The 246-nt window shown below is 65.0% G+C and carries 1 pseudogene; it reads left to right on the top strand.

From position 1 onward, the window contains the following. Positions 1–246 (top strand): annotated as a pseudogene (locus QP140_RS10195) (histidine phosphatase family protein); the annotation flags it as partial.

The following is a 246-nucleotide window of genomic DNA, read 5'->3' as shown; positions in this document are numbered from 1 at the left end:
GGTACGCCACGGGGAGGTTTACAACCCGTAGAAGATCCTCTACGGGCGGATGCCGGGCTACCACTTGTCGTCGCGAGGCAAGTCCATGGCGCTGGTCACCTCGAAGTTCTTCGAGGGCCGCGACGTGACGTACCTGGCGGCGAGCCCGCTCGAGCGCGCGCAAGAAACGGCGCAACCGATCGCGGAGGTGACTGGCTGCGAGATCCAGACGCGCGAGGATATCCTCGAGGCCGGCAACACCTTCGA

Source organism: Corynebacterium sp. UMB9976 (genome assembly GCF_030212265.1).
GTDB lineage: Bacteria > Actinomycetota > Actinomycetes > Mycobacteriales > Mycobacteriaceae > Corynebacterium.
This window is presented reverse-complemented; position numbering and strand designations above follow the sequence as displayed.